Genomic DNA, 19,939 nt, shown 5'->3' on the forward strand with positions numbered 1-19,939 from the left:
GAGAGTCATCCGCAACAAGACTCGTGCCAGCATACACGTCCTGACGGAGATGGGTCCAGCCCATGATCGGGCTTTTTGGCCTGATTCTGCCAGTATGCCTTACTGTAACTATACTTTCTCCTATTCCCTTTGTGTTCCCGTTGTTCGCTCTTGGCGTGGAATATGAACCGGGTTAAGAAACCGGGACGGGACATAGCCTGACATGCCTTCCGGTGTGATAATGCGGGCCCAGTTACCACCGGTATCTGTCTCTGTTACCAGAACCATGGCACCGGCTGCAAGTTCTCCCGTTTTCTGGAAACCTGTCCCCGGTCCGCTGCGTATGGCCAAGCCCGCAGCCATGGTTTCATGCAGCCCCCCCGCTTTCAGGGACGGTGACGACGGGGATACAGAGTCAGTGTTTCCAGGCTTGTCTTTATCAGGCCCGACAAGGGGCGTCTCGGCATCACGGATTGTATTCCAGCTGACAACGGCTGTTACGGCGCCGGCCAGGTACAGTGGCGACAATTGAAGCAGACGGAAAGCGCCAACGCCGCTCCATCGATCCTTCAGTTGGCGGGCCGCCGACTGTGGGGAGGCAGGGACAAGACTATCCGCCATATACTGTTGCCCGACTGTTGTGGCAAATTGCCTGGCCTGCCGCGCGATATTATGGGCCATGTCCCTGTCCTGCCTGGCCAGGAAGGCGCGTGCCTGGTGCATAAGGGCCCGATAGTTACGATCCGCAGGCAGAACTCCTCCCCGTGCGGTTACCCAAAGGGCATGAATGGTATCAACTGCTCCAGATAGGCTCCACCAGCCCAAAAGCCAGTTCCGGATGGAAACCTGCAAGCCGGTTATATCGGCACAGCGGCGACAGTACAGACCCTCGATGCTGGAGTGCAGACTGCGTACCAATGTCCCACGAACCAGTGGAAAAATAACGTAACGCGGCTGTGCTGCAACGCGGCCACAGCGGTCGCACGTGGAGAGAGGAAGAAGGGGAGGGGGGGATGATGTGGACCATGTCCGTTTCCGTCGTTGGTCTTGCGGTTTTTCCTGTCTGGCTTGATTGGCTGAGGGTCTGGGGTCTGTACGTTCGGACTTCTGCTTGTCCCGTGCCCCTGTTCCTGCGGACGCTTGCCGTTTATACTGTGTTTGCTGTTTTTCGGCTGTATCAGTATTCCGGGACAGCGCATCGTATTGCGCCTTTTTCTCGGGGTTGGAGAGAATTTCATAGGCTGCGGTAATGGCATGAAATTTTTCGTGTGCATCCGGGCTGTTGTTCCGATCCGGATGCAGCGCCATGGCCAGCTGACGAAAAGCTGTTTTGACAGCGGCGCCATCCGATCCGGGATCAAGGCCCAGAACGTGGTAATATCCTTTGGGATCACCGGGGAGCTTGGCAGCCATTCCGTACGGTCTCCTCGTATCCTTTGAATCTGTACGGACTGTCTTTCACGTTCTGATCCTTAGTACAGGCATTACATGCATGTCAAATGATCTGCACGTCATGCTGTCCCCGTTTCCTTATACAATCAGACCCGGGCCTGGATCAGGGTGTCCGGGTATGGCATCAGCCGGTCCTGCGAAGGCTGTTGAGACATGAAACAGCAGGCTTCCGACCAGGTTCAGGGCTTGGGATGCATTGGTATGCAAGGCCAGCATGGTGGTTCTGATCTCTGTATCCAAGGGGATGTGCGTGCGGATCAGAAGGTCCAGACGGCGGTCCTTATACAGGTAAAGGCCATCGAATTGCATTGGGCCAAGGCGGGAAAGGTTGAGATTAAGCAGAAAACGGAACCGTTCTCCTTTTTTTGCTTTCGCTGCGTCCTTTTCACTTTCCTGCTCTCCGTCGCGCCTGCTGATAAGGGCAATCTTTTCAATACTGTTTCCATTCAGGAAGGGGAGATTCTGAAGTCTCCAGTCTCCTCCGCCATCTGTAGAGGGGCGTATCATTTCGCGCAGTTCTGCGGAAAGGGTACGGGCACTTTCACGCCCCAAGGATTGTTCAAGAACATCGCGCAGGGTTTCCCCCGGCCATGGGCGCATGCTCCCAACCGGGCGTGATAACTGGCTGAACGCCATAAGGGCGAGCAGCATGCGTCCGTCGCTGGTTGGAAGGTGGCGGAGCAAAGCCTTGATCCCTTCAGGTCCGTTGCTCTGCAGGGCCATGGCCAAGACCCGCTCCATCCCTGGCCAGCCAGGCGCGGATACGGGGCCGGTCTTCATGCTTTCAGCTGATGATATGATGTCTGGGCGAACGGATTGTGAGGTGACCTGCATAATATCCAGCGTAACAGGTGTACCAGCCGGAAGGGACAGGGGACGATCCATGGATAGCAGGCCCATGGGAGTGGCAATAATGGTATGCCCGGAATTGGTATGTGGGGCGATGATTCCGGTTATGGATCCAGGAGTGGGTATTGATGCTCCGGCAGGAACCGCGGATGGAGTGCCCTGCGGCACAGGTTGGGGGACGGAACCTTGCCCTGTCAGCGATCCGGTTTGAGAGGCAGGGACCGGAGAGTGTATGGATGACGGTGCGGGTGCTGCTCCGGCATTGTCGGACGCAATTGGGGTGAGGCGGACCAGAACACTTGTCCCTATTGGCCACGGAGGCAAGGGGGCTGAACTGCGATCAGGAGGAGCCGGGAAGAAACGATCCGGTGCGGCGATAACCTGTGCAGGTATGTGACTGGGCAATGATGTTTGCCATACGGCTGCAGCTGTTGGATTTACACCAGGTCCGGGAGGAGGGGATCCCAAAAGAGTATCAGGCTTGGGGGATAGCCATGGCACAGGGTTTACAGCCATGATGCGGAGCATGACAGCCTGTCCGGGTCGGGCTTCTGTTGTCTCCAGAACAAGACGTGTTCCCGCCGCAAGTGTAATCATGGCGGGCAGCTTGGCTTTTATTTGGCCATAGGGTGTATCAAGAAGAACGTCGTAACGCGATGGCTGTGGCGCGCGAACGACAACGGCCTCGATCTTTGTGCCAGCGGGCAGTGATGCCACCGGAGCAGGGGGAGAAAGAAGGGTTACAGAGCCTGAAACAGATGACGTCTGAGGCAAGGGTGGGCCTGATGGGGGAGGTGGGGGAACATTCGACATGTACGCCCCCTCCCAGTCTTTGCTTACCCTGCCAGCAGACGGTCGGCAATTGCCTCTACATCAACCGCAGCATCGGCCCCCGGGGAGCGCAGCAGAATGGATGTTTGGTTCCGGATTGCATCCCGGACACGCATGTCCCTCCGCACAATCCCAACCAAGGGCGGGCTTATTTTCAGAAACCCCTCGCAGGCCTTGCGCAGGGTTGCGTAGGTGCGTTCCCCTTCACGGACGGAATTGGCGGCGTTGATGACAACCCGGATATCCGCATTTGGACGCTCCATGGTCGTTACCTTGATAAAGGCGTAGGCATCGGTCAGCGATGTTGGTTCATCCGAGGTAATGACCAGAATGGTTCCGGCAGCCCGTGAAAGCTGGCGTATGCTTTTTTCTACCCCAGCCCCCAGATCGATAATTACTTTGTGGTATGCCGGGGCGGCCAGTTCAAGGTCTTCGGCCAGTACCTGCAGACGCGAGAGCGGAATATTCGCCAGCGAACCAGATCCGGAACGACCGGCGAGAACATCAAACCCCCCGCTTTGATAGGGCGTAAAGGCCTGGTTCAGGGTTACGCGTCCGGTGATAACACTGGCCAGGTCGTAACGCGGCATCAGCCCAAGCTGAATATCCACGTTGGCAAGCCCAAGATCTCCGTCAAAAAGCAGGGTCTTGCGTTTGCGCATGGCAAAGGCGTGCGACAATGTGATCGAGAACCATGTTTTACCGACCCCGCCCTTGCCGGATGCAATGGCAATAATATTGCTGCTGTGCCGGCCCGGAGCCGATGGTGCAAGAACGGGCGCCTGTCCGTAATCGGTTTGAAGAGTCATCCGCGGGCCTCACTCATGTCATTTCCTGTTTCTTGAATATCCGCCCCGGCGTGGATGGCGAACATTGGCCTGGTATCCTGATCCGGGTCGGGCAGGTCCACGGGATCCTCCTGCTCGTCCATCAGAGTTGGAGTATCTTGATTCCACGAGGTTTTCTTCTGTGGTGGTGTTGCAGGTCTACGGCTGGCCCAGTCATCAGGAGCAGCCGTCAGCGAGTTGTCTCCTGGCGGGACCAGAAGGCGTGCCATGGAGATTGGATTGATAGGGCACAATCCATTGGCAACATGTGGATTGATGCTGACATCGCAGAACATGAACTGCCCGGAATCGGCTGCAGCAAGAACGGCCCCCAGCCGTCGTGTCATGTCCAGACGGGTTGCCAGAATGCGTGTTGCTCCCACCGCTGCGAAGGCTTCAGCGACTTCCGTTGCTTCCACAGGGTCCCCCCCCGCCGCCAGAACCAGTACGGGTTCCACCTCTATGGCACGGGTCAGGCCACGCAGAAAACCCATGTCTTCCGGGCTGAACGGATTAAGGCCCGGGGTGTCAATGTAAACAAGGTCGCTACAGGCCGCAGCCTCTGCAACCATCGTTTCCAGGCTGGTTATGCCGCGTGCTTTCTTGAGTTCAACGCCCAGGATATTGGTAAAGGCAGATAATTGCTCCAAGGCACCGGCCCTGACAGAGTCCGCTGTTACAACAGAAACAGAGCGGCCTGCAATACGCGCCCGTGCGGCTAGTTTGGCTACCGTGATTGTTTTGCCGGTCCCCGGAGGACCAACCAGCATGACTGGTACTGGCGAGCGTTTTGCAGGCAATGCGGCAAAAGCAAACAGTTCATCCAGGGCGCCGGCCGTTGCCAGTGTGGGGTCATCGGTTCCAATGGCCTTTGCTGCGGCCACAATACGTTCTGAAAGGCGGGGCAGGACGCCGTGATAGGATAGGCATTCGCGGATTGTTTCGGTCAATACAGAGGGCGGTGTCCCCAAGGCAAGGTATTCGTTGATTTCCTCGTCCGGTGCGGTTTCCTCCAGTGCTGCGGTGATGCGTACACCCTCACCACCATTGGCTCTCTGGGTTGAAATGATGATGGCATCATCACCCAGCTCTGCCCGTATCATGGCCATACCTTCAGCCATCGAGGGTGCTGTATAATATTTCATCCGCATGGCATGCCTCCCCACTTGGAGGAGATATGTGCTTTATATGGGGAAACGCGGTCTGCCATCATACCTGCCCCAGTGTTTTGATACGAGCTTTGGGATGGATTTCGTTCTGACTCATCACCATGGTCATGGGACGGAAACGTTCGATGATTGATCGCACATAGGGCCTGATCATCGGACTTGTTAACAAGACCGGGGTTTCCCCCTGCATGGCAAAGCGTTCAAAGACCTGTCGCACACCGTTGATAAACTCGTGAAGCGTGGATGGTGGCATAGCCAGCTGGCGCTCTTCACCCTGACCGACCAACGCTTCAGCAAAGTTCTGTTCCCACTCTGGCGACATCGTGACCAAGGGGATAACCCCTTCTTCATCGGTGCAGGCATCGCACAGCTGGCGGGCCAGCCGCATGCGGACGTGCTCTGTCATCATTGTCAGATTCCGGCTGATTCCCGATGCCTCGGATATGCCTTCCAGAATAGTTGGCAAATCACGAATCGAAACCCGCTCCGCCAGAAGATTTTGCAGAATCCTCTGGATCCCGTTGATGTTGATCTGGTTGGGGACAATGTCGGCAATCAGTTTCTGATGATCCTTGTCCAGCTCATCAAGGAGCTTTTGCGTTTCGGCATAGGACAAAAGTTCCGCCATGTTATCGCGGACAACTTCGGTCAGGTGTGTGGTGATGACCGTTGCAGGATCAACAACCGTGTAGCCCCGGAACAGGGCTTCCTCGCGATTGGAGCTTTCAATCCACACAGCAGGCAGACCAAAGGTCGGCTCGCGTGTTTTTTCGCCGGGCAGCGTTATGTCTTCGCCACGCGGGTCCATGACCAGCAGCATGTTGGGGCGCAGATCACCGGTCCCAGCTTCGACTTCCTTGATAAAAAGCGCGTATTCATTGGCTGCAAGCTGCATGTTGTCCTGGATACGGACACTGGGCATGACAAATCCCATTTCTGTGGCCAGTGCGCGGCGCAGGGCCTTGATCTGGTCTGTCAGCCTTTGGTTACCCCCGGCAGAGATCATGGACAACAGTCCATACCCAAGCTCGAGACGAACCATATCAATCCGCAGGGCGCTTGAAATAGGCTCTTCTGCGACCGGTGCGGCCTCACGTTCGGCTTGGGCGGCCATCTCTGCCGCATGCATGGCGGCTTTGTGGTGGCGATGATCCGTAAACCATGCGGCTCCGCCGGTTATGCCTGCAAGAAGCAGAAAGGGCAGGGCCGGTGTGCCCGGAATAACAGCCAGAAGACCTGCAACAGCCGATGACATGCCCAATGCTTTTGGATACTGCGTAAACTGGCTTCCTAAAGCCACTTCGGTACTTTCGCTCAGCCCTGCCTTGGAAACCATCAAGCCGGCGGATACTGAAACAATCAGGGCCGGGATCTGGCTGATCAACCCATCCCCGACGGTCAGACGGGTATATGTGTCGGCAGCGACCGAAAAGCTCAGATTGTTCTGGGCCATGCCGATGATCATGCCACCCATGATGTTGACGGCCGTAATGATCAGGCCGGCAATCGCATCGCCTCTTACGAACTTCGAGGCACCATCCATGGCCCCGAAAAAGTCTGTTTCTTTTTGCAACTCACGACGGCGGGCGATGGCTTCGCGTTCATCAATGACCCCGGCAGACAAGTCCGCATCAATAGCCATTTGCTTGCCGGGCATGGCGTCCAGGGTAAACCGGGCCGTGACTTCAGCGATACGGGTTGATCCCTTGGTAATAACCATGAAGTTAACAAGAATAAGGATCAGGAAGACAATTACCCCGATGACGAAGTTTCCACCCATGATGAAGCCACCGAAGGCTTCTATGACATGACCGGCAGCATCGGTGCCCTGATGCCCGTATTGCAGGATCAAACGGGTTGATGCCAGATTCAGGGCCAAGCGAAGCAATGTTGTCATCAAGAGAATGACCGGGAAGCTGTTCAGCTCCATGGCCTTCTGGATGAAAATCACGGTCATCAGGACAAGAACAGACAGGGTCAGGGACAGAGCCAGGGCAATATCCAGAAGCCATGGTGGCAGCGGAATGATCAGGATGACCAGTGTTGCGGCAATACCAATAGCCAGGAACAAGTCACCACGCAGCGCCGCCCGTTTGAGGAACGCCGCCCCGCCGTTCATGGCACCGGACAAGCCCGCTGTTGCTGTCGCCTCTGTCGAAGAGGGATCAACGCGGTCTGCCGTTTGCAGGTGTGTTGCCTGTTCTGCCATGCGTTTGTCAGTTCCCGCGCAAAGAGTGTGTTGAACTGTTCTAGTTTCGAAAACCTGATGCTATTTCACAATCAGGCTGGAACATCGGCCTCCCCACCTGTTGGTGGCGGGACCGGAAGCCCTTGATCAGTGTACAGCCTGAGTTTGTTGCGAAGAGTCCGGATCGAGATCCCGAGAATATTGGCAGCGTGCGTCCTGTTCCCCAGCGTATGGCGCAGGGTATCGATGATCAGGTCCCGCTCAACATCAGCGACGGTCCGTCCTACCAAGGTTCCGATACTGCCGCCCGGGTTGGGTACATTCTCCCCGTCTTCCGTCAGAAGAATGGCGTCACGGTCAATTGTGTCGCCGCGTGCCAGAAGAACAGAGCGATGGATCGTGTTCTCAAGCTCGCGGACATTGCCCTTCCATATGTGCCGCTGTAAGGACTCCATCGCATTGGCCGCAATGGGGCGGGCCGGTACCTTGTTCAGGGACGCATACTTTTCTGCGAAATGCTTGGCGAGAATCTCGATATCCCGGGGGCGGTCACGGAGTGGTGGAAGAGACAGCGTCACGACGTTCAGGCGGAAGAACAGGTCTTCGCGGAATGTGCCCTTGCGTACTTCTTCCTGAAGGTTGCGGTTGGATGTTGCCAGAATGCGGACATCAACCTTGACGGATTGGTTGCCCCCGACGCGTGTCAGTTCCCGTTCCTGAAGAACGCGCAGCAGTTTGGCCTGAAGGCGGACGTCGATTTCCGATATTTCGTCCAGCAGCAAGGTACCGCCGGTGGCTTCCTCAAACTTGCCGATACGTCTGGCAATGGCACCGGTGAAGGCCCCCTTCTCGTGGCCAAAAAGCTCTGATTCAAGAAGATTTTCGGGAATAGCGGCGCAGTTGACAGCAACAAACACACGGTTTGCCCGTCGTGACTTCTGATGGATGTGTCGGGCAACCAGTTCCTTGCCTGTTCCGGACTCTCCGACGATCAGGATGCCGGCCTCGGAAGGAGCAACCTGATTGGCCAGGTCCATGATTTTTTGCATGGAGGGGTCACGGAATATAATGGTGTTGTCCTGCTGCACAACGGCGGCAAGGACAGCGGCAATCAATTCCGGATCAGGAGGAAGGGGGACGTATTCCTTTGCGCCGGCCCGTATTGCCTCCACGGCTGCCTTGGTATCGGTAGAAACGCCACAGGCAACGACGGGCACAGATATGCGTTCGGATTCAAGGCTGGCGACAAGAAGACGGATATCCAGCCCGATATCAACCATCATCAAATCAGCACCATGGCCACCACGCAGTTGGGTCAGCGCAGCGTGAATATCGTCGGCCTGACTGACCTTGGCGCCACGGCGCATGGCAATCTGGCTTGCCGCACCAATCTGTCCGCCCAAGGAGCCAACAATCAACAAACGCATTCGTACAATCCCCCACTACAAAACAGACACGACCCAAGGCTGCTACCGCACTATAGAACGGCAAATGTCAAAAAAATCTTATCCTCCTGCCGGTTGTCGGATCAGGTCGGCGTGTATGGGCAGCCGCTGACCAGGGGGCAGGATACTGTTGAAGTGCAGTTCCAGTTGCGATGGACTCTCCCTGCGTTCAATCGACAGGACTGTTGTCAGCCATATCTGGTGCACCAAGGCTTCTTCCTGACCATTTCGTTCCAGCCGTGACCCAAGGGGGCCAAGGATCATGTAGGCCATGACGGCACCGTAGAAAGTGGTCAGAAGGGCAATTGACATCCCCGGTCCTATTGCGGCCGGATTATCCAGATGCCCCAGCATTTGTACCAAGCCAATCAGGGTTCCGATCAGTCCCATGGCAGGGCTGGTCTCTGCTGCGCGCCGCAGGACGCAGACCGCTCGGTCACTGTGAACCCGGCTTGAGGCGATATCTGAAGAGAGAATACGTGCAATTTCATTTTCGGCTGTACCGTTCAGCACAAGCTGAAGCCCCTTGTGCAGAATCTGGTCGCGATGCAGGGAATTCAGAACAACGCCGCGTAGTCTCAGGATGCCATGGCGGTGTGTATATTCGGCGATACGAAGCATATCGAGCGCCACATCCTGTGGGGCGGGCATCTTGTATCCAGCCGATCGACCCAGTTCGCGTAGTGTTTGCCGTATATCAGCCCAACTGAAGCTGGTTGCTGTGATCAGTATGGTGCCACCCAACACAATTAACAGGCCCGACATGTCGACAAATGACAATGGCGAGCCGCTGGCTGCAATAGCCATCCCCGTAAGGGCAACAGCACCCAGTATGCCCGAGAGTGTTGCAACATCAACGCCCCGGGGTCGGCTTGTGTAGTCATCCGAGGAGTCCGGCAGGCTTTCCTGTATGTTACCGCTTTCGGCCATCAGGTCTGGTCCTTGATGCACATTGAGGGATGTATCAGGTACGGTCTGTCTTGATAATTTCTGTCATGGTAATGCCGAGCCTATCTTCGACGACGACAACCTCTCCACGAGCGACGAGGCGATTGTTGACATAGATGTCAATAGCTTCCCCGACTTTTCGGTCCAGTTCTACAACGGCTCCGCGCCCCAAGCGCAGCAGGTTGTTGACCTGCATGGATGACTTTCCGAGAACTGCGGACACTTGTACCGGGATATCGTAGACAGCCTCAAGATCAGCGGCCGAGCGTGGTTTATCCGGAAGTTCCTCGGCAATCTCCATATCGTCATCTTGTTGGCCGGTTTCATCTTCTTCCTCCGGCATTTCATCCAGTTCAAGATCATTGTCAGCCATGACAAGCGTTCCTCCCTGTTTACGCTTCGGGTTTCAGGTCTTCTGTCGGATCTGCATCCGCAGCTTGTTGTGTTATCTCGCTTGCTTTCATTATTTCAGCGTCTTCACCTGTATTTGTGTTTTCACTGATGATGGCCTCGGATTGCACGGGTTTTGGTTCGACCAAAGTGGCCTGTTCAGGGGCTTCGCTCATCATGTTCTCTTGTTCCGGATGAGTTTCTTGCTGTATGGAGACCGTTGTCACAGGCTTGTCCGGAGGCGTGTACCATTTGGCCGGATCAATATCGGGCCAAATGTCCTCGATTGTCTTGGTTATGGTATCGGCTTCCCCACTATGGGACAGGTGCCCGGGCTCCAAGGCTTGCCCCTGCTGGAACAGCGGAATATTCCGTTGCATCAGGGCATCTATTTCATCAAGCGCCTTGGCCATGTTTCGCTCTGCGCCACCATCGGCCCACTCAACCCGGGCATCAGTGGGAAGCATGACGGAATCACCCAGCAGAACCATACGTCCCTCGAAACCCGTTTTGCTGATTGTTTCAGTCAGACGTTTGCGGAGGAGATCCACCATTTTCGGGCTGGTATGGATCAGGATACGGGGTTGACCGATCAAATCTGGCAGCAGGAACTGCACAAGGCTGGTAATCTCCCGTATGGCATAATCGTCGGCTGTATGTGGCAGCAACTTCCGGCAAATCGTGTGTACAACCTGGATGGCTGCAGATGTGGCCGCATCAGCAAGAGGGTCTGTCTTGCTTGCAAGAGCAGTCATTGACTCTGCGCAGCGATTTAATGCCTCGGCTACAAATTGCTCCACGGATGCGGCCGCTTCCTGAAGGGCAGCAGCGTGGCCGGCGACATAGGCTTCTTCGCGGGCAAATTCGAGCTCTTCCTGACTGAAAACAACCGGGGGCGGCTCTTCTGGTTCTGGCGGCAGTTCCGGCTCTGGCTCTGGCGGAGGTTCGCTGATCAGGAGTTCGGAAAGAACAGGCTGTCGCTCCGAAGGTGTCGGTTCGTCGAAACGGACATCAAAGGTAAATTTGCGGACAGTCGGCGGGGCCATGAAGTACTCCGGGGATCAGGCAGGGAAAGGAATCAATAGACCAGTTCGTCGTCTTCCTTCCCTTCAGAGATGACAATCTGCCCGGAATTGGCCAGCTCCTTGGCCAGGACAACAATAATATTCTGCGCTTCGTCCACTTCGCGCAGACGGACAGGGCCCATGGCATCCATGTCATCACGCAGCATCTTGCCGGCGCGCTCGGACATATTCTTGAAGAACAGGTCTTTCAGACCATCCGAGGCCCCCTTCAGGGACAGGGCCAGCTTGTCCTTTTCCACATGGCGCAGCAAAGTTTGAACGCCGGCTGCATCCAGGCGGTTGAGATCCTCGAACGTGAACATGAGTTGCTTGATCTTTTCCGCACTTTCGCGGTTACGCTCTTCAAGGGCACCCATAAACCGGGCTTCAGTGTTGCGATCAAGGTTATTAAAGATGTCGGCCATCATTTCATGCGCATCGCGGCGTTGTGTCCGCGCCAGGTTCGACATGAATTCGGTCCGCAGTGTCTTTTCAACACCATCCAGAACTTCTTTCTGGATGGCTTCCATGTGCAGCATGCGCATGATGACTTCCAGCGCAAAGGGTTCGGGCAAAAGGCCCAGAACTCTGGCACCGTGATCCGCCTTGATCTTAGAAAGCACAACGGCAACGGTTTGCGGGTATTCGTTCTTCAGATAGTTTGCCAGCACCTGTTCGTTAACGTTACCAAGCTTGTCCCACATGGTACGCCCTGCGGGACCACGAATTTCCTCCATAATGGATTCCACGCGGTCTTTGGGCAGGGTTTTCATCAGCAGGCGTTCTGTCGTGTCAAACGAACCAACCAGCGACCCGGTGTTGGAGATGGCATCGGCAAATTCCACAAACAGGCGCTCGACAAGGGCCGCCGAGACGGTACCAAGGTTCGCCATGATCTGTGAAAGTTCCTTGATCTCGTCGTCATTCATCATTGAGAACAAGCGGGTTGAATGCTCGTCACCCAAGGACAGCAGAAAGATGGCCGCTTTCTGTGGTCCGGTCAGGCTTCTGTAATCTTCTTTCAGGCGCCCCACGGTGCCTTCTCCTCTGTCAGGTATGCATCAACAGGCCAGAACATGTGCATGCCCGGGCACAAGCCCAACCTCTATGCGGCCTCCTGGTACAGCCAGTTACGAATGATCGACACGGCCTCTTCCGGATGCTTGTCGACAATCTCCCCGATCTTGCGCAGGGATGATGCTTTTACGCGGCCCTCAACCTTGTCGATATCAATCAGCTCGTCAGAAATGTCCTCTTCCTCCGGAATGGGCGCTGGGCCGGACAGCTGCGCATTGGGCATTCCATCTGCGGTCAGCAGCTGGTTGTCTTCGCTTGCTGCCATGCCCTCGAAGGCCCGTGCCACCAAGGGACGCACTACCATCAGGATGATCAGGATCGCAACAATCGCAACACCAAAGCTTTCAGCCATACGCATGACTTCGGGTTTGGTGAAACCCATGAACATCCACGGCGCTTCCAGATCGGCCTCGTCCAAAGCCTGGAACTGCATGTTGACCAGCTCAACCTGATCGCCGCGCGCGGCATCGAAACCAATGGCCGAGCGTACAATAGCAGCCAGCTTGTCCATTTCTTCGGCGGGACGAGGCTGGAATTGCCTTTCTCCATTGTCCCCTGTGCTGTAAATGCCGTCAACAAGGACTGCGACAGACAACCGCCGGATTTGGGGGCCTTCCTTGACTTGGTTGGTAACCTTCCGGGAAATCTCGAAGTTTGTTGTTTCCTCGGTCCTGTTTTCCCGCGATGTGGCGGCAGGCCCACCGGAGGCCGTTTGTGCATTGGGCAAATTATTGGCAACGCTGACATTGCCAGGATCATTTTCCGATGATTCGTTGCTTTCCTGACGATTTACGGTAGATCTTGCTACCTGGGCTTCTGGATCGTAGATTTCTTGGTTGGTCACAACTTTGTCAAAATCGATATCGGCGCGGACTTCGGCCCGAATCTTGCCCAGCCCCACGACATTTTCCAGAAGCTGTTCCAGGGAGCGTGCGAGTCGTGCTTCTTCCCTGCGGCGCATCTCTTCCTGGGTATTGAGCTTGGCGACGCCTTCATCTTCCATACCCGGTGTCAGAAGGGTTCCCCGATCATCCACGATAGAGATCCGTGCTGGTTTCAGGCGCGGCACCGAGGCGGCGATCAGGCGCTGTACGGCATTGGCTTGTTCACGGGACAGGCGGCCACGATGCATTTTGATGAAGACGGCAGCAGATGGATCCTGCGTTTCGCGGGTAAATACCTCCCGCTTGGGCATGACGAGGTGTACGCGTGCCGCCTTGACTCCCTCTATAGCCATGATGGTCCGTGCCAGCTCACCTTCCAGTGCCCGCACTTGATTGACGTTCTGCATGAAGTTGGTGGCGCCCAGACTGTCCATTTGGTCGAATACTTCGTAACCAACGGCCCCGCCTGTTGCAGATGCTTTTTCGGCAAGTTGTACCCGAAGTTTAAGAACCTGGCTGGATGGTACCGCAATTTCAGTACCGTTGTTGCGGAGCTCAAAAGGGACTTTCTGGCTTTCCAGCTCGGAAATAATGGCTTTTGCATCGGCTGTAGACAAATCGCCAAACAGGCGTTCCATAGGCGGTGTGCCCAGACGTGTGGCAAAATAAACAAGAAAGCCAAGAAGGCCGATTGCGACGCCAGCCAAGGCAGCCAAGCGTGCCGGTCCCAGATTACGCATTTGCTGAACAAATGAGTCCACAGTCCGCTTCCCGCCAAGCCATATCCCGGTTTATGCCCGAGACTGTACGTTTCTGAAAACAAGGGCAAGATCACCCCTGCACCCGTACTCAGGAGGCTATGCTGTGACGGTGAACAACCGGTTAATACCGGGCAATTTTTGCCTGGCATGATGGCTTTCCGGACAAGAGAAACGGGGCTACAGGAAAGCTCCGTGACGCAAAAGCCCGGAGCTTTCCTGTAGTTACCAGCACAGACAATCTGCACACATAATATCAGTCAGGATCATCAGCGCTTGATGTTGACCAGTTCATCCAGCATCTGGTCGGTTGTGGTAATGATTTTTGATGCTGCTGAATAAGCTCTCTGTGTCGTGATCATCGTGGTGAATTCTTCCCCCAGATCAACGGTCGAAGCCTCCAGAGATGCACCGGATACAACGCCGGCTGTTCCGCTTCCCGCTTCGCGCAGGGTTGGCAGGCCGGACTGGCTTGTTTCCTGGAACACGTTGCCGGTTTGGCTGTTCATGCCATTTGGGTTCACAAACGTGGCCAGCGGGATCATGAAGATGGGAATGGTGACCCCGTTGTCAAACCGGGCTGTTACAACGCCATCTTCCCCGATTGTCAGACCGGCAAAGTTACCGAATTTGTTACCGTTTTGGGCAACCTTGTTCAGCTGATAGGCCCCGGCTTTTTGCTGCATGGCTTCGTTAGGGCTGTTGTAGTTGCCCAGAAACAGGGCAATACCGGGGCTGCCACCTGTTAGTGGCGTTGACCCATCCATATTCAGGGCCCCGTTGGCCCAACCAACACGAACCCGCAGGCGGGGGTCAACCGCTGTTGTTTCATCCGACCCGTGCAGCTCATTGATGGTACCATCCCCATTGAACTTGACCGCAGGCGGCTCACCCCCGGTGGGCTTGATCCACGACATGCTGGGGCCAAGGGCTGGTACGGTAAAGACAGTGCTCTGGAGAACGGATTTCTGGTTGTTGATGTCTTCCAGTGCCGATGCATCAACAGAAATTTCCTGACCGGGTATGGCCGAGAACTGGCGGAACATAATGCCGTTTTCCCCTGCCACCCGGATAGCCAAGTTGGCAGGAGGAGAGGGCGGAAACCGGCCAGAAGCATCATTCAGCGAAGCGGAGGATGCCGTATTGACAATTTTTCCAAGAATATCAAGGATCTGGCTCAATGATTTACCGGTGGTGTTAATGACGAACTCGTTGTTTGCAACACCGGGTGTTATATCGCTGTAGGCCCCGCTTGTAATATTTCCGGTGCCTGTCCCGATAACCAGGGACGACTGGATTTGTGCCCCGACGCTGGTTACCCAGTTCCCCGGGCCAAGGCGGGTGCTGAAGTAGGATTGCGCTGTCTGGGCAATCTGGTTGGCAACCGCATTGGCAGTGGCCAATCCGCTGACATCAACTTCTGTGGCGTTACTGGCTGGGCCAGGGTTACGCACTGTGAAAGTAATCCCGCCTATCTGTAGTGTATCGCCGTTAACGGGCAAAGTTGCCCCGATGGTGGTCGTATTGGCCGTGGTTCCGTTATCTCTGTACCCGCTGGTGGCGTTTGTTGTGCTGAAGCGGAATGTGTAGTTGTTCCCGCCTAGGGTCATTGTCATGGTTTTGCCATCAGCGGGGATATTGCTGAAATCAATCCGCCCTGCAGCGAAGTATACGCGCTTGGCGTCTGTCTGGTCATCCAAGGTCAGGTATGTGGTTCCTTCCGGCGGCATTGCCTCGTAGTCCCACTGGTTTTGTCCCCGCTTGATCCATGAAAAGTTCAGGTTATGGCTGTTCCCGAGGCTGTCAAAGATCGGGGCGTTTGTTTTCTCGGTAGCGCCAACCAAGGCGCCGGATGGCAGGTTTGCTGCGATGGACAAGATCGAGGTTGCCCGTGCAGTCCCCCCGATGCTGCTGAGATTCATAGGCTGCAAATTGACATTATCAATGGCGTTGTCGTTCATATAGTACGTTTCGCCAAGGTTGTTCTTATACGATTTCATATAGGTATTGCCGTCTTTGACAACGGTAGCTGCGCTTAACGATCCATCCCAGTTTTCCAAGGGCCATCCTTGCAGATAGTAACCGCCAACGTTTTGCAGGTATCCGTCTTTATCGATCTTGAAGGAGCCGGCCCGGGAATACCCGAAACCAGTTGAGTTCAGGGCCTGCTTTGACACGACAAAGAAGCCGGCACCAGATATGCCGACATCGGTTGAGGAGGTGGAGGATTGCAGAAGCCCCTGTATGTCAACCCCAGTGCGGGGGCGTGACTGCACACCGCCGGCGCTGTAGGAAGTTGACGAGACCTGACGGGTCACAAAGGTGGAAAAGTTTGTCTTTGTCCCCTTGTATCCGATCGTGTTGATGTTTGTGACGTTGTCGGCAATTGCCCCCATGGCCGTAGACTGGGCGGACAGGCCGGACACACCGGCAAACAGGGCTCCGTACAGCGACATTGGTTGAACTCCTTGCTTCTTGCTCCATCCCTTTTTGCCTCTGTTCGGGACGGAAGATCACTCTTTCTGCTTTCTGACTGCTCCGGGGCGGATACTGTGTCCGCTCATGTGGACAGTCTTTCTTTGTCCTGCACCTACACGCCTGCCGCTGCCAGGATGGCAGAAACCGGAATGGTTGATGTGCCCATCACGACCATTGGTGTGCCTCCGGCATTGCTGACTGCGGTTACGGTTCCAAAGGTTGTGGTGGCAATATTCTCCAGCAAGGTTTCTCCTTGCTTGGCTGTGACCCGTACAGAGTAGGGACCGTCTTCCAGAAGAACCCCCTCGTCATTGGTACCATCCCATTCCAGGGTATGGTTTCCGCTTCCGGTACGACCGTCCAGGGTCCGGACAACAAATCCGTCACTGTCCACAATGCTGATTGTTGTGTTGTCTGCCATTGACGGCAGTGTATACCCCAGTCTGGCCTTGCCATTTTGCAGGGTCAGCATATTGCTTCTGACTTCGACGCTTTTGCCCACGTAACCAAGGGCAGAATCCAAGGAGGCATTCTTGCCGTCCCATGTGGCAGAGATGGACAGGATCTTGGAAATTGGCACACCCGCCTTGTCCATGACCAGAAGCACCTCACCATCCTTGCTGGTGACGCCTGTGACCTTGCCAAAGGCCGTGGACCACGTTTCAACAGATCCCTTGTCGCTTGTGGCCGTGATGGCAAGGTTATAGGTTCCGTCGGGCAGCTGGTCGCCGTTGTCGTCTTTGCCATCCCAGCGGAAGTCGTGCATCCCGGCCGATGTTTCACCATTGAAGGAGCGGACAACGCGCCCGGTGGCGTCCTTGACCAGAATACCAACCTGTTTGGCCGCTTCCCGCAGGCCGTATGCAAACCGACCCTTTCCATCCTGAAGGGGAACCTGGTTGCTTTCTGCTTCCACATAATTACCGATATAGCTGACAGCTGTTGCGGCCAAGCTGGCATTCTGCGCAGCGACCAGTTTATCGAGTTTCTCGTTTTGTGACATTTGCTGTTCAACTTGTGCAAATTGAACCAGCTGCTGGGTAAATTCTGTTGAATCCATCGGCGACAGGGGATCCTGATGCTTCAGCTGACTGGTCAGAAGCGTCAGGAATGTGTTCAGGTCCTTGGCCAGCTTGTTCCGTGATACATTCTCTTTCCCACCATTCTCTTTGGTGAGCTGCTGGTAAAGAGCCTGATCATGGGCCGAAGCACTTACCGATGGCATGGTCTTTCTCTCCGTCCAGATCTAGATACGGACATCAACGCCGCCGCGGGCTGCGGCTGCTGTTCTGCGCAGGCTTTCGATGTCCGGTGCTTCTGCAAGGTCATCGTCTAGGGAGTGACGGTGAGGATCATAAGGGGTACCGGCTCCTTGGCGTCCGCCGTCATTCTGATCGGCTTGCCGTGGGTTTCCTTCACCACGCAGGGAGAAATTCAGGCTGCCGCTGTCTGTCTTCAGCCCTGAGTCCTGCAGGGCACGTTCCAAGTTGCGGGCATCTGCCTTGAGAAGGTCCAGCGCATCCCGGGTCTCCGCGACAACATGCGCGCTGACACGTCCTTCATGGACTTCCAGACGTATATCAACTTTTCCCAGCGTTTCGGGGCGCAGCTGTATGCGAATGGTATCACCGTTGATGGCCCCTTTGGTTATCTTGAGCCGGATCTGCTCGACCGGACTGGGGTCAGGTGTCTTGGGTGTTTGTGTCGGTCTGAAAGTAGACGTAGTTCTGGATGCTTCGCGCTGCTGCTGGGTTGTTGCACCAGTTGCTTGTGCGGATGTTGCCTTTGAGCCTGACGCGGCTTCGGCATTCTGTCCGGATGATGCGTCAAGGGTCGTGCGGAAGGAGGGTGTCGATGTACTGGTTGTTCCGGCTAGAGCTGAACCGCCGTTCTGGAGGCTGTTCCCTTGCGGAAGGTGTTGTGTTGTCTTGCCATTCTGGCCTGTTCCGTCGCCGTTGTTGCCATTCTGGCCGGTCGTTCCTTGATCTGATGCCTGTGATGCCAGTGTCCAGGATTCTCCCTTGGTGGACTGGCTGAAATCATGTCCTTGGTAGCGGGCTTGCCCATCGCGGGCTTCTGCCCGCACGGTTACTTTTATACCCCCCTCTACAGCACCTCCGACGGCAGCCTCGATGCCTTCGGACTGCGCGATATTGGCTGTCCGGAGATCTTGTGGCCGTATCTGGTTCTGCTTTGCCTCTTTTTGATCGGTGGGTTCTGTGGTTGCAGCCTGTAAATCAGCAACGGGGTTTATCGGTCCTTGGCGTACAGACCCATCAACCAGACCATTACCGGCCTGTTGTGGCCCGTTTAGTTTGACCTGCGCCCCTGCGTTCACACCCAGGGACTCATCACCCTCTGATGTGGCAACAAAGGACATTGCCTGTGTCTGCGAGACCAGCGGAACCAGTGCTTCCGTAGCCCTGTCCTTCCCTTCCGACCTATCCGAGGAGGAGGACTCAGTCTCACTCCTGCTGGTGTTGTTTTTGCGCTCGGTATGGGTAGAGCCTGTTGAGGCCCGTGCTTCATCCCGTTCTCCTGCCGTCCGTCGTGGCTCTGTACGTTGACGTACGCTCCGCTGGGATGGTTCAGGCCGCTCGGCGCGTTCAATGGTGCGTGTTACGGAGTGGGCCGCCGTCAGGGTATCGGCAGACTGGATCAATTTCTCACGCAGGGCATCCGTGCCATCCGTCAATGCACCCTTGGCCAGAAGAGCGGCAAAGTCCGGGGTCTCTCCATCAAGGGAAGGTGTGGCATCCGGGTTTGCCGGATTGCTTGACTGATTCGAAAGCGCTTTCGTTTTGACCGCTGACACATCCATTGTTGGCTATCCCTGACTTTGTTGTCCCATTTATCTGTCGTCCCGGGGCAGACAGGTGCTCCCACCACCAGTGCAGCAAATGGTGTGCCAGATCAGTTTTGGGCTGTCGCGGGGGCTTCTTTTATGTTTGGGCGGTTGTTGTGGTTCGCCTTGGCGTACGACGCGGTAAATATTGCCGCCTGATGGGGTATCTCCTGCCGACCTTGGAGGATACTGACTTCAGGCTTCCTGCAAGGTAAAACATCATTTGTTCTTTCTATGTTCTGGTTTGGTGGGTGAGAACAAGGGGGATGTGATGAAAAAATAAACTGTCAAGGTAGGAAACATGTGCCTTTGGTAAGGGATTCTCTTGCGTCCGGGCGTGAAGCAGATGAAACTGCCGCCTCGACCAGGATGTTGGTTTCGGAGGGCATGGTTTCCCGAAGAGGCCTGCCCCACCAAGGGTCGGGGGATGGATTGCTATTTGCCATTCGTTGTCTGAACGCAAGGAGATCTTGAGTTATGAACAAGAGCGAACTCGTCGACGCTGTATCCAATGAAGCCGGCCTCAGCAAAACAGATGCTGCCCGTGCTGTTGATGCACTTTTTAATGCTGTGACCTCTGCCCTGAAGAAGGGGGACGAGGTGCGTCTGGTTGGTTTCGGGACCTTTGCCGTGTCCAAGCGTGCGGCCCGTACCGGGAAAAATCCGCGCACAGGCGAAGAGATCAAGATTGCTGCCAGCAAGCAGCCAAAGTTCCGGCCGGGAAAGGCCCTCAAGGATTCGATCGCCTGAAGAAC

The 19,939-nt window shown here is 55.6% G+C and carries 15 protein-coding genes; 1 reads left to right on the top strand and 14 read right to left on the bottom strand.

The window, feature by feature from the left end:
- Window positions 1-120: 120 nt before the first annotated feature.
- The 14 genes from HEQ72_RS00580 to HEQ72_RS00650 all read right to left on the bottom strand — a co-directional run bounded on the left by HEQ72_RS00580 (window position 121) and on the right by HEQ72_RS00650 (window position 19,160).
- Window positions 121-1,392 carry a DnaJ domain-containing protein gene (locus HEQ72_RS00580; RefSeq protein ID WP_168022305.1) on the bottom strand — a complete coding sequence of 424 codons (1,272 nt, stop codon included), beginning with the start codon at window positions 1,390-1,392 and terminating at the stop codon, window positions 121-123.
- A gap of 117 nt (window positions 1,393-1,509) precedes the next feature.
- A complete protein-coding gene (locus tag HEQ72_RS00585; RefSeq protein WP_168019144.1) occupies window positions 1,510-3,093 on the bottom strand; it encodes a hypothetical protein in 1,584 nt (527 codons plus the stop codon).
- A 23-nt stretch (window positions 3,094-3,116) separates the two neighbouring features.
- Complete coding sequence (locus HEQ72_RS00590) at window positions 3,117-3,920, bottom strand: MinD/ParA family protein (RefSeq protein WP_066136004.1); 804 nt, start codon at window positions 3,918-3,920, stop codon at window positions 3,117-3,119.
- On the bottom strand, window positions 3,917-5,083 hold the full coding sequence (locus HEQ72_RS00595; protein ID WP_245183289.1) for a GTP-binding protein: 1,167 nt from the start codon (window positions 5,081-5,083) through the stop codon (window positions 3,917-3,919). The genes HEQ72_RS00590 and HEQ72_RS00595 overlap by 4 nt, the downstream gene beginning before the upstream one ends.
- A gap of 64 nt (window positions 5,084-5,147) precedes the next feature.
- Window positions 5,148-7,226 (bottom strand): flagellar biosynthesis protein FlhA, encoded by a 2,079-nt coding sequence (flhA, locus tag HEQ72_RS00600; protein WP_209316160.1) that lies wholly within the window; start codon window positions 7,224-7,226, stop codon window positions 5,148-5,150.
- 161 nt (window positions 7,227-7,387) lie between these two features.
- Window positions 7,388-8,722, bottom strand: a complete 1,335-nt coding sequence (locus HEQ72_RS00605; protein WP_168022307.1) for a sigma-54-dependent transcriptional regulator — start codon at window positions 8,720-8,722, stop codon at window positions 7,388-7,390.
- A gap of 78 nt (window positions 8,723-8,800) precedes the next feature.
- On the bottom strand, window positions 8,801-9,670 hold the full coding sequence (locus tag HEQ72_RS00610) for a motility protein A (protein ID WP_168019136.1): 870 nt from the start codon (window positions 9,668-9,670) through the stop codon (window positions 8,801-8,803).
- 34 nt (window positions 9,671-9,704) lie between these two features.
- Window positions 9,705-10,061 carry a flagellar motor switch protein FliN gene (gene fliN, locus HEQ72_RS00615; RefSeq protein ID WP_168022308.1) on the bottom strand — a complete coding sequence of 119 codons (357 nt, stop codon included), beginning with the start codon at window positions 10,059-10,061 and terminating at the stop codon, window positions 9,705-9,707.
- Window positions 10,062-10,080: 19 nt separating this feature from the next.
- Window positions 10,081-11,124 (bottom strand): FliH/SctL family protein, encoded by a 1,044-nt coding sequence (locus HEQ72_RS00620; RefSeq protein ID WP_168022309.1) that lies wholly within the window; start codon window positions 11,122-11,124, stop codon window positions 10,081-10,083.
- A 32-nt stretch (window positions 11,125-11,156) separates the two neighbouring features.
- Complete coding sequence (gene fliG, locus HEQ72_RS00625; protein ID WP_066135988.1) at window positions 11,157-12,176, bottom strand: flagellar motor switch protein FliG; 1,020 nt, start codon at window positions 12,174-12,176, stop codon at window positions 11,157-11,159.
- A gap of 71 nt (window positions 12,177-12,247) precedes the next feature.
- On the bottom strand, window positions 12,248-13,864 hold the full coding sequence (gene fliF, locus HEQ72_RS00630; protein WP_168019130.1) for a flagellar basal-body MS-ring/collar protein FliF: 1,617 nt from the start codon (window positions 13,862-13,864) through the stop codon (window positions 12,248-12,250).
- A 266-nt stretch (window positions 13,865-14,130) separates the two neighbouring features.
- Window positions 14,131-16,317 carry a flagellar hook-basal body complex protein gene (locus tag HEQ72_RS11320; protein ID WP_245184041.1) on the bottom strand — a complete coding sequence of 729 codons (2,187 nt, stop codon included), beginning with the start codon at window positions 16,315-16,317 and terminating at the stop codon, window positions 14,131-14,133.
- Between the two features lie 134 nt (window positions 16,318-16,451).
- Window positions 16,452-17,564 (bottom strand): FlgD immunoglobulin-like domain containing protein, encoded by a 1,113-nt coding sequence (locus tag HEQ72_RS00645; protein WP_168022310.1) that lies wholly within the window; start codon window positions 17,562-17,564, stop codon window positions 16,452-16,454.
- A gap of 21 nt (window positions 17,565-17,585) precedes the next feature.
- Window positions 17,586-19,160, bottom strand: a complete 1,575-nt coding sequence (locus tag HEQ72_RS00650; protein WP_168022311.1) for a flagellar hook-length control protein FliK — start codon at window positions 19,158-19,160, stop codon at window positions 17,586-17,588.
- A gap of 501 nt (window positions 19,161-19,661) precedes the next feature.
- On the opposite strand from HEQ72_RS00650, the gene HEQ72_RS00655 reads away from it, so the two are divergent.
- Window positions 19,662-19,934 (top strand): HU family DNA-binding protein, encoded by a 273-nt coding sequence (locus HEQ72_RS00655; protein WP_066135973.1) that lies wholly within the window; start codon window positions 19,662-19,664, stop codon window positions 19,932-19,934.
- Window positions 19,935-19,939: the final 5 nt, after the last annotated feature.

This window comes from Haematospirillum sp. 15-248 (genome assembly GCF_012102665.1).
Lineage (GTDB): Bacteria > Pseudomonadota > Alphaproteobacteria > Rhodospirillales > Rhodospirillaceae > Haematospirillum.

Bases quoted from the DNA above. Each gene is read 5' to 3' on its own strand.
- HEQ72_RS00605 (WP_168022307.1), bottom strand. From the start codon at position 8,722: ATGCGTTTGTTGATTGTTGGCTCCTTGGGCGGACAGATTGGTGCGGCA.
- HEQ72_RS00620 (WP_168022309.1), bottom strand. From the start codon at position 11,124: ATGGCCCCGCCGACTGTCCGCAAATTTACCTTTGATGTCCGTTTCGAC.
- HEQ72_RS00650 (WP_168022311.1), bottom strand. From the start codon at position 19,160: ATGGATGTGTCAGCGGTCAAAACGAAAGCGCTTTCGAATCAGTCAAGC.
- HEQ72_RS00580 (WP_168022305.1), bottom strand. From the start codon at position 1,392: ATGGCTGCCAAGCTCCCCGGTGATCCCAAAGGATATTACCACGTTCTG.
- HEQ72_RS00585 (WP_168019144.1), bottom strand. From the start codon at position 3,093: ATGTCGAATGTTCCCCCACCTCCCCCATCAGGCCCACCCTTGCCTCAG.
- HEQ72_RS00655 (WP_066135973.1), top strand. From the start codon at position 19,662: ATGAACAAGAGCGAACTCGTCGACGCTGTATCCAATGAAGCCGGCCTC.
- HEQ72_RS00590 (WP_066136004.1), bottom strand. From the start codon at position 3,920: ATGACTCTTCAAACCGATTACGGACAGGCGCCCGTTCTTGCACCATCG.
- HEQ72_RS00610 (WP_168019136.1), bottom strand. From the start codon at position 9,670: ATGGCCGAAAGCGGTAACATACAGGAAAGCCTGCCGGACTCCTCGGAT.
- flhA (WP_209316160.1), bottom strand. From the start codon at position 7,226: ATGAACGGCGGGGCGGCGTTCCTCAAACGGGCGGCGCTGCGTGGTGAC.
- fliN (WP_168022308.1), bottom strand. From the start codon at position 10,061: ATGGCTGACAATGATCTTGAACTGGATGAAATGCCGGAGGAAGAAGAT.
- HEQ72_RS00595 (WP_245183289.1), bottom strand. From the start codon at position 5,083: ATGAAATATTATACAGCACCCTCGATGGCTGAAGGTATGGCCATGATA.
- HEQ72_RS00645 (WP_168022310.1), bottom strand. From the start codon at position 17,564: ATGCCATCGGTAAGTGCTTCGGCCCATGATCAGGCTCTTTACCAGCAG.
- HEQ72_RS11320 (WP_245184041.1), bottom strand. From the start codon at position 16,317: ATGTCGCTGTACGGAGCCCTGTTTGCCGGTGTGTCCGGCCTGTCCGCC.